We start from the raw sequence: 9,607 nt of genomic DNA on the forward strand, positions 1-9,607 counted from the left end.
CCAAGTCGCCCCCCAAGTCGCCCCCCAAGTCGCCAGGCGACCTTGCCTTCGCACCCAGGAAACGGAAATAAAAAAGGCGCCCGCAGGCGCCTTTTCACAGCACAGAGCCGTTTACTGCAGTACGGAGATATCCGCCACCTGCAGGAACAGTTCACGCAATTTGCTCAGCAGCGTCAGGCGATTCACGCGCACTTCCGCATCGTCCGCCATCACCATCACGTTGTCGAAGAACGCATCCACCGGCTCACGCAGCGCAGCCAGTTCCACCAGCGCTTCCTGGTAGTTGCCCGCCGCGAAGTACGGCTGCAGCTTGTCGCGCAGCACCACCAGGTGGGTCGCCAACTGGATCTCCGCCGCGTCCTTCAGCACCGAAGCGCGCACGCTGTCGTTCAGCGTTTCGGTAGACTTCGCCAGAATGTTGGAGACGCGTTTGTTGGCCGCAGCCAACGCCGCCGCTTCGTCCAGCGTGCGGAAGTGGGATACCGCCTTGACGCGCGCGTCGAAGTCGGCCGGTTTGGTCGGACGGCGCGCCAGCACCGCCTGAATGGTATCGACGGCGTGGCCTTCTTCCTGATACCAGGCGCGGAAGCGGCCCAGCATGAATTCCACCACCTCGTCGACCACCTTGGCGTTGGTCAGCTTGCTGCCGTACAGGCGCACGGCCTCTTCGGTCAGGGTCTGCAGATCCAGCGGCAGGTTTTTCTCGACGATGATGCGCAACACGCCCAGCGCGGCGCGGCGCAGCGCGAACGGGTCTTTATCGCCTTTCGGATGCTGCCCGATGCCGAAAATGCCGGCCAGGGTATCCATCTTGTCGGCGATCGCCAGCGAGCAGGCCACCAGCGACTGCGGCAGCGCATCACCGGCGTAGCGCGGCTGATACTGCTCGTTCAGCGCAACGGCGACGTCTTCCGCCTCACCGTCGTGGCGCGCGTAGTGCATGCCCATCACGCCCTGGGTGTCGGTGAATTCGAACACCATGTTGGTCATCAGGTCGCACTTCGACAGCAGGCCCGCGCGGGTGGCGTGGTTGACGTCGGCGCCGATCTGGCCGGCAACCCAGCCCGCCAGCGCCTGAATGCGATCGGTCTTGTCGCGCAGGGTGCCCAGCTGCTGTTGGAACAGCACGGTTTCCAGGCGCGGCAGATTGTCTTCCAGGCGTTTCTTGCGATCGGTGTTGAAGAAGAACTCGGCATCGGCCAGGCGCGGACGCACCACCTTCTCGTTGCCGGAAATGATCTGCTGCGGGTCTTTCGACTCGATGTTGGCCACAAAGATAAAGTTCGGCAGCAGTTTGCCCGCGGCGTCGTACACCGGGAAATACTTCTGGTCGCCCTTCATGGTGTACACCAGCGCTTCCGCCGGCACCGCCAGGAATTTTTCTTCGAATTTGGCGGTCAGCACCACCGGCCATTCCACCAGCGAGGCCACTTCTTCCAACAGGCTGTCGCTCAGATCGGCCTTGCCGCCAATCTTCTGCGCCGCCAGTTCGGCGTCGCGTTTGATGAGGGCTTTACGCGCTTCGTAGTCGGCGACCACTTTGCCGCGCTCCAGCAGGATCTGCGGGTATTGGTCGGCGTTATCGAGGGTGAACTCGGCTTCGCCCATGAAGCGGTGGCCGCGCACGGTGCGCGCAGAGTCGATGCCCAGCACGGTGCCCGGGATCAGATCGGCGCCCAGCAGCATCGTAACGGTGTGCACCGGACGCACGAACTGCACGTCGGAGTCGCTCCAACGCATCAGTTTCGGGATCGGCAGTTTAGCCAGCGCGGTGCTGACCATGCCGGCCAGCAGTTGTTGCGCCGACTGGCCTTTGACGTGGGCGCGGTACATCAACCACTCGCCCTTGTCGGTCACCAGGCGTTCAGCCTGATCGACGGTGATGCCGCAGCCGCGCGCCCAGCCTTCGGCCGCTTTGCTCGGTTTGCCTTCGGCGTCGAACGCCTGGGCGATCGCCGGGCCGCGTTTTTCAATTTCGCGATCGGCCTGCGCCGCGCTCAGGTTGGCCACTTTCAGCGCCAGGCGGCGCGGTGCGGCGAACCAGCTCACTTCACCGTGTTCCAGGCCGGCGTTGTCCAGTTCGGCGGTGAAGTTGGCGGCGAAAGATTCCGCCAGGGAACGAAGCGCCTTCGGCGGCAGCTCTTCCGTGCCGATTTCCACCAGGAAAGTCTGTTGAGTCATGGCTGCCTCTTAGTTCTCGTTCTTCTTGTTGCACATCGGGAAGCCCAGCGCTTCGCGGGAAGCGTAGTAGGCTTCGGCAACGGCTTTGGTCAGCGTGCGGATGCGCAGAATGTAGCGTTGACGCTCGGTCACCGAAATCGCCTTGCGCGCGTCCAGCAGGTTGAAGGTATGGCCCGCCTTCAGGATGCGTTCGTAGGCCGGCAGCGGCAGCGGTTTTTCCAGCGCCAGCAGCGATTGGGCTTCTTTCTCGTACTGCTCGAAGCAGGAAAACAGGAAGTCGACGTCGGCGTATTCGAAGTTGTAGGTGGACTGCTCCACTTCATTCTGATGGAACACGTCGCCGTAGGTGGTGACGCCCAGCGGGCCGTTGCTCCACACCAGATCGTACACGCTGTCCACGCCCTGGATGTACATCGCCAGACGCTCCAGACCGTAGGTGATCTCGCCGGTCACCGGCTTGCACTCCAGGCCGCCGACCTGCTGGAAGTAGGTGAACTGCGTCACTTCCATGCCGTTCAGCCACACTTCCCAACCCAGGCCCCAGGCGCCGAGCGTCGGGTTTTCCCAGTTGTCTTCCACGAAGCGAATGTCGTGGATGGTCGGATCCAGACCCAGCTCTTTCAACGAGCCCAGGTAGAGTTCCTGAATGTTGTCCGGCGATGGCTTAATCACCACCTGGAACTGGTAGTAGTGCTGCAGACGGTTCGGGTTTTCACCGTAGCGGCCGTCGGTCGGGCGGCGAGATGGCTGCACATAGGCGGCGGCCATCGGCTCCGGCCCCAGTGCGCGCAGGCACGTCATCGGGTGTGAGGTTCCCGCGCCGACTTCCATGTCCAATGGTTGAACGATGGTGCAGCCCTGGCGCGCCCAATAATCCTGCAGTGTCAGGATCAGGCCCTGGAAGGTCTTGGTATCAAACTTTTGCATGTTGAATTCGCACGCGATACAAGTGGATTTAGATGGAATGCGCCAGTATACCCTTTGACCGTAAGATATACAGCCAGAATCCGGCAACAAGTGCGAATCGGGGTGAGAAACGCTGGATTTTCACGCATCGGGCACAGCGGGAAAGACAACGCGTCTGCCGGTCCCCTCGCCGTCCAGAAAAACACACCCGGCACACACATTAGAAACATTTAACAAAAACATCACTCACCGCCGTTTAAATAATCAATTAGCTGAACGCTATTTCCCCCTTCATCGATTAAATTTATGCTGATTTACGTGCGCATATCCTTATATTTCCCACGAGATAAAGTTGCGCCAATGTTATTTTTGTTAATTTTATCAACTAAAAAACTCCCCTCATCGAGAGATAATGTGATCAAGTGCCAGATTATTTCTTATTATCGTGAAAAATAAGGTGATATCGCGCGGCGTGCCGACGCGCAGGGCATGGGAGGAACGGCCAGGGATGAAATACGGCGCTAACGGGCCACAGAAACAAATTGACAGTTAATCTTTGGTTATACAATAATAAATAAAATTTTCCCTGGTGTTGGCCAAGTGGCTACCTGATCCTTTCATAGGATCAGTTTTTTTTTGTCTTTCCGCCAACCTCATTGCGGCCCGCATAATTTCCCCAGGCCGCCTTCCGCATAAATCCCTTATCAGACCTTATGGCTTATCTTGAGCGCGCCGATGGCCAATTCAAAAACGCGCGCTGACGCCGACGTTATACATAAACTGCTCGCCGCTGCTCAGCCCGCCGGTTTGCGAGACGGTGGCGAAGGCCGATACCTGGTCCGTCAACGGCATGTTGGCCCCCAACGTGACATCCACCCAATTTTTGTCCTGGCCCGCACTGTCGCGGGTGAACGAGGTTTGCGTCGATTTCAGGCCGCCGCCGGCGCGGTAGACGTCGTCACCGAACTGGTGCTGATAACTCACCTCCGCATAAGGGTTAAACACGCCGAATTGCGTATCCAGCCGCCAACCCAACGCACCGATCTGCGAGTGGTAGGTTTGATCGTTGAAGCGCATGGCGGTGCTGTCATCGCTGTCTTCGCTGTAGCCGGAAACGCGGCTGTAGTCCCAGGCGAACTGCGCCACCGGCCCGGTAGTCAGGTAAGAGGCGATCGGGAAGTCATAGCCGGCGGTCACGCGCGCGCCCCACTGCCTGCCGGTGGTCGAACCGGTTTCGGTGCGCGTCAGCGGCCCCAGCCGCATGCTGCGGCGGATGTCGTCATAATCCATCGTCGCATAGTGCAGATCGGCGTTGACCCAGCCGTGCTCGAAGATCGCCAGTGAACTGAAAGCCGACAGCAGCAGCCCGCGCGCCTTGTAATCAAAGCGGCTGGAAGGATGCTGATCGTCGTTGGAACCGGCGATCAACGCGCCGATCAACCAGCTGTCGGTCAGCTGATAGTCCACGCCGACGGTCAGGTTGTGGGTGGTGGCGTTGCCGTCCCCCGCGGCCCGGTTATCGGCATAGTCGTAGTGCTGGCCGGCGTAACCGCCGAACACCCCCAGCGAACCCTGCGGGTTGTCGCCGTTGCGCAGCTGCTGGAAGCGGCTGTCGAGCGTGGCGCGGCTGTCGCGCGCCATCGCCGCCGTCGCCTGATTCAGCGCCACCACCTGCGCCGGACCATCCAATACCGCCTGGATATAATCCGCAATCAGCAGGTGCGCCTGTGGGCTGGGGTGGAAATGGTCGGAGAACAGATAGGACTGGCCGGCGTCGAAGCCGGGCATGTCGGAACGGCAGACCGCCGAGGAAACGCCCGGCGGGCAAGCCATGCCGGCGGTGTTGGCGAAGCCGAACTGCGCCGGATTGGCGATCGCTTCGGCGAACAGCTTGTTGACGTCCACCCGCACGATATTGCCGCTCCCCTGCGCCAGCAAACGGTCTTCGCTTTGATTATAGAGATCGGTCAGTTGAGCGGCCTGCGCGCTCAGGCCGTCATACGCCGCGATAAGCTGCGCGGCGATCGCCTGCTGCACCTGAGGAATGGCGCTGCCCTGCTTCGCCGCAGCGGTCAACGCCGCGTGGATCGCCTGGGTACGTGAGGCGTTGTCCGGCGTCGCCACCGAACTAAGCGTGGCATAGGCCGCCTGGATCGCCGCCCCCTGCACCGGTGACAGCGCCTGTTGAATGATCAATTCCATCAGCTGCGGCGTGGAGCCGATGTTCGGCACCGTCGGCACGATCACCGTGCCGGCGCCGGCGTTCAGCAGCGAATGCACTTGCGCCGCCGCCGCCGCGGCGCTGTTATAGGCCACGCCGGGCGCGGTAGCGGCATTCAGCGCTGCCGCCGCCAGGTCGTTACCGCCGATCCAATGAATATACAAACCGTCGCCGTCGGCCTGGCCATTGACCCGGTTCAGGTAACGCTGCACCTGCTCCTGGGTGTTGTCGGCCGGGTTCAGGCCCGGCACCGCCACCGCGCCGCCGGCGGCGTAGTTCTCACCGCCGTTGTCCGAAGCCACCAGCGCCGCCCCGATGCGTTGCGCCAATGCTTCGTCGTACAGCAGGTGCTGGCTGCCGTCATAGGTGAACCGGCCGTTGTTGCCGGTATCGCTCAGGCTGTCGCCAAAGACGTAGAGTTGATCGTACGCCTGAGCCGGAAGGGTCACACTGCAAAGCAACGCCACTGCAAGCGCCGCCGGGCGGGGCATGCACGTTATTTTTAAAGGCATGGATCGACTCCTGAGAGCCTGCAAATGAAGGCCATGTCGTTTTTATCGCTGGTCAGTTTTCCACCGGCCATGTAGTAACTATTGTCGGCTTTTTCGTCACGTCAAGCGGGCCGATGACAAAACAATCAGAGGCTTGCCAAGTTCGGCGCTTCGAGCGATGATTACTGTTCATAAACACAGCATAAGGACATTCAGGATGGCAGACGAACGTTGCGGTTGGGTGACGGCCGATCCGTTGTATCTCGAGTATCACGACAAGGAATGGGGCGCGCCCACCACCGACGCGCGCGAGCTGTTTGAAATGTTGTGCCTCGAGGGGCAGCAAGCCGGCCTGTCCTGGATCACCGTCCTGAAAAAGCGCGAGAACTACCGCCGCGCTTTCCACGATTTCGATCCGCGGCGTGTCGCCGCCATGACCGAACAAGACGTGGAAAACCTGCTGCAGGACAGCGGCATCATCCGCCACCGCGGCAAGATAGAAGCCATCATCACCAACGCCAAGGCCTATCTGGCGATGGAGGCGGCCGGGGAGAATTTCGNTACCTTCATTTGGGACTTCGTCGGCGGCCGGCCGCAGCTTAACCGCTGGCAAGCGCTGAACCAGGTGCCGGCCAAAACCGAGCAGTCCGACGCCATGTCCAAGGCGCTGAAAAAGCGCGGCTTCAAGTTTATCGGCTCCACCATCTGTTACGCCTTCATGCAGGCCAGCGGGCTGGTGAACGATCATCTCACGGGGTGCATGTGTTACCCAAAGCCACGGTGATCCGCCCCTGTGGCCCGGAGGATATCGAACGGCTGATGGCGCTGTGGCTGCCCAGCACCATCGCCGCCCATCCGTTCGTGGCGGAAAAATACTGGCGTGAGAGCGCCGCGTTGGTGCGGGAAAACTACCTGCCGCGCGCGCAAAGCTGGGCCTGCTGGCATGACGACGAAATCGTCGGCTTTATCAGCGTGCTGGACGAGCAGTTCATCGGCGCGCTGTTTGTCGATCGGGCGTTTCACGGCCGCGGCGTCGCCCAGGCGTTGATGACGCACGTACAGCAGCGCTACCGTCGGCTCAGCCTGGAGGTGTATCAGCAAAACCTGCGCGCCTGCGCGTTTTACCACAAGCACGGTTTTCAGGTAACGCAACGCCTGTTTAACGACGAAACCCAGGCCTATACGCTGATCATGAACTGGCCGGCAATCGAGAATTCAACCGGTTACGGTTAAAAAAGGCGCATTCGCGCCCTGGCGGCGCGCAATTAGGAATCCGCTGCATGGCGCCGCCCGGCATTTTGTCGCATAACTCCCCCAGCACTTACCCGCGCTCATCATTTGTCACGTTTTTCTCCGGAACTGCCGGCGAGCCAACGCGTCATAGTAGCGCGGTGATGCGGGCCCCACCTGCGTCGCCTACTTTTTGCGCCCCCGTGTTGGGCCGGCGCGTACAGAATTGATGCCATTAAGGACAAGAACATGAAAAAACGCATTGCAATTATTGCCGGCGCAGTGAGCGTCGCGCTCACGCTGTCAGCCTGTACCACCAACCCTTACACCGGCGAATCCGAAGTCGGCAAATCCGGCATCGGCGCGGGCCTCGGCGCCGCACTGGGCGCCGGCGTCGGCGTGCTGTCCTCTTCCAAGAAAGATCGCGGCAAGGGCGCGCTGATCGGCGCAGCGGCCGGTGCAGCCCTCGGCGGCGGCGCAGGCTATTACATGGACGTGCAGGAAGCCAAGCTGCGAGACAAGATGAAAGGCACCGGCGTCAGCGTCACCCGTCAGGGCGACAACATCGTGCTGAACATGCCGAACAACGTGACCTTCGACAGCAGCAGCGCCACGCTGAAACCAGCGGGCGCCAACACCCTGACCGGCGTCGCCATGGTGCTGAAAGAGTATCCGAAAACCGCGGTCAACGTGGTCGGCTACACCGACAGCACCGGTTCCCGCTCGCTCAACATGAACCTGTCGCAGCAGCGCGCCGACGGCGTAGCCAGCGCGCTGATCACCCAGGGCGTGGCGGCGAACCGTATCCGCACCACCGGCGCCGGCCCGGACAACCCGATCGCCTCCAACAGCACCGCGGAAGGAAAGGCGCAAAACCGCCGCGTCGAGATCACCCTCAGCCCGCTGCAGTAATCCCGTGCGGGGCGCCACCTGCGCCCCGCCGCTTCCTCCCGACTTTCTCCTTATCCTTCAATATTCCCGCTCGCACATCGGGTATGGTAGTCTCCTTGGCAATTAACCGCAGGAGGGATCGGCTGTGAGCACAGGCAAGGCAACGCGCGCCTCAGGACGCGCCACCATCAGCGATGTGGCCAGCATCGCCAAAACCGGCAAGACCAGCGTGTCGCGCTATCTGAATGGTGAACAGCACCTGCTTTCCGACGATCTCAAACAGCGCATCGAACAGGCTATCCAGCAGCTCGACTACCGGCCAAGCCAGATGGCGCGCAGCCTGAAGGGCGGCCAGACCCGCCTGATCGGCCTGATCCTCGCCGATATCACCAACCCCTATTCAGTGGACGTGATGCGCGGCATCGAGGCCGCCTGCCGTCAACACGGTTTTACCCTGCTGGTGTGTAACACCAACAACGAAGTCAATCAGGAACAGCACTACCTGCAGCTGCTCAGCAGTTACCGGGTGGAAGGCATTGTGGTCAACGCGGTCGGCATGCGCGAGGAAGCGTTATCCACGCTGCAACAGTCGATGCTGCCGATGGTGCTGATCGACCGCAAAATCCCCGACTTCGCCTGCGATGTGGTGGGCCTGAACAACCGCGAAGCCGCCACCGTCGCCACCGAACACCTGTTGCAACAAGGTTTCGAAGCGATCCTGTTCCTCAGCGAGCCGCTCGGTACGGTCAATACCCGCCTGGAACGCCTGCACGCCTTCAGGCATACCATGGCGCAGCACCCCGCGCTGTTGGCGGAGCAGGCCGAAACGCCGCTCAACGATCGGCAGAAACTGGAGCAGGTGCTGAGCGATTTCAGCGGCCGCCACCGCGGCATGCGCAAGGCGGTGATCTCCGCCAACGGCGCCCTGACGCTGCAGGTGGCGCGCGCCATGCGTCGGCTCGGCATCCAGTGGGGCAACGACATCGGCCTGCTGGGCTTCGACGAGCTGGAGTGGGCGGAACTGGCGGGCGTCGGCATCACCACGCTGAAACAGCCCACCTACCAAATGGGGCACGCGGCGCTGGAGCGGCTGGTGCAGCGCATTCAGGGCCTGGCCGCCCCCAGCGGCGAGCAGATGTTCTCCGGCGAGCTGATCGTCCGAGGCTCCACCACCCGCTAACCCGCCTTTTCCGGGGCCGTTAACCGCCCCGCCCTCGCCGGCTGTTTTTTGCTCAGCTTCGTGATTGCGATCATATTTTTACACTCTGCCGCTTTTCGCTGGAACCGGTTCCATTTAACGTACCGGTAACAGCAGCGGCGGCGACAATGCCGCCTCAGGAGTCAAAATGAAAACAGAAATCATCGTGGTCACCGGCGCCTACGGCACCGATACCGTCAAACAACACGGCGGCCAGCGCGCGCTGTTGCCCCTCATCGCCGGCGCGGGCGCCGACGGAGTGGAGATCCGCCGCGAACTGTTCACCGCCGGCGAGCTGGACAGCCTGCCGGCGCTGGCGCAAGAGATCGATCGCCAGCAGCTGTTCGCCGTCTACTCCGCCCCTGAGGCGCTGTTCACCCCGCAACATACGCTGAACCCCAACCTGCCGGCGCTGCTGGCGGAAGCGCAGACGCTGAATGCGCGCCAGCTGAAGCTGTCCCTCGGCCATTTCCGCCCCGGCTTCGATTT

The 9,607-nt window shown here is 61.6% G+C and carries 7 protein-coding genes and 1 pseudogene; 5 read left to right on the forward strand and 3 right to left on the reverse strand.

The annotated features are described in order from the left end of the window. Positions 1–111: 111 nt before the first annotated feature. From glyS to ADK28_RS09970, 3 genes are all read right to left on the reverse strand, one after another. The gene (gene glyS, locus ADK28_RS09960) at positions 112–2,181 is read right to left on the reverse strand and encodes a glycine--tRNA ligase subunit beta (RefSeq protein ID WP_048795583.1); all 2,070 of its coding nucleotides are present in this window, start codon (positions 2,179–2,181) and stop codon (positions 112–114) included. Positions 2,182–2,190: 9 nt separating this feature from the next. Beyond that, positions 2,191–3,108: a glycine--tRNA ligase subunit alpha gene (gene glyQ, locus ADK28_RS09965; RefSeq protein WP_004933966.1), complete on the reverse strand. Its 918-nt coding sequence runs from the start codon at positions 3,106–3,108 to the stop codon at positions 2,191–2,193. Between the two features lie 723 nt (positions 3,109–3,831). Continuing rightward, the gene (locus ADK28_RS09970; protein WP_048795584.1) at positions 3,832–5,820 is read right to left on the reverse strand and encodes an autotransporter domain-containing esterase; all 1,989 of its coding nucleotides are present in this window, start codon (positions 5,818–5,820) and stop codon (positions 3,832–3,834) included. Positions 5,821–6,016: 196 nt separating this feature from the next. Here ADK28_RS09970 and ADK28_RS09975 point away from each other — a divergent pair, with 196 nt between their 5' ends. The 5 genes and pseudogenes from ADK28_RS09975 to ADK28_RS09995 form a co-directional block, all read left to right on the forward strand. After that, positions 6,017–6,583: a DNA-3-methyladenine glycosylase I gene (locus tag ADK28_RS09975; RefSeq protein ID WP_048795585.1), complete on the forward strand. Its 567-nt coding sequence runs from the start codon at positions 6,017–6,019 to the stop codon at positions 6,581–6,583. Then, positions 6,580–7,032: an N-acetyltransferase gene (locus ADK28_RS09980; RefSeq protein ID WP_028128062.1), complete on the forward strand. Its 453-nt coding sequence runs from the start codon at positions 6,580–6,582 to the stop codon at positions 7,030–7,032. The genes ADK28_RS09975 and ADK28_RS09980 overlap by 4 nt, the downstream gene beginning before the upstream one ends. 246 nt (positions 7,033–7,278) lie before the next feature. Next, entirely contained in the window at positions 7,279–7,941 is a 663-nt protein-coding gene (locus ADK28_RS09985) for an OmpA family lipoprotein (RefSeq protein ID WP_016929583.1), read from the forward strand. A gap of 124 nt (positions 7,942–8,065) precedes the next feature. Then, entirely contained in the window at positions 8,066–9,100 is a 1,035-nt protein-coding gene (locus ADK28_RS09990) for a LacI family DNA-binding transcriptional regulator (RefSeq protein ID WP_016929584.1), read from the forward strand. 166 nt (positions 9,101–9,266) lie between these two features. Beyond that, positions 9,267–9,607, forward strand: a pseudogene (locus ADK28_RS09995) (sugar phosphate isomerase/epimerase); the annotation flags it as partial.

It is taken from the genome of Serratia sp. 506_PEND, from assembly GCF_001076875.1.
GTDB classification, from domain to species: domain Bacteria; phylum Pseudomonadota; class Gammaproteobacteria; order Enterobacterales; family Enterobacteriaceae; genus Serratia; species Serratia marcescens.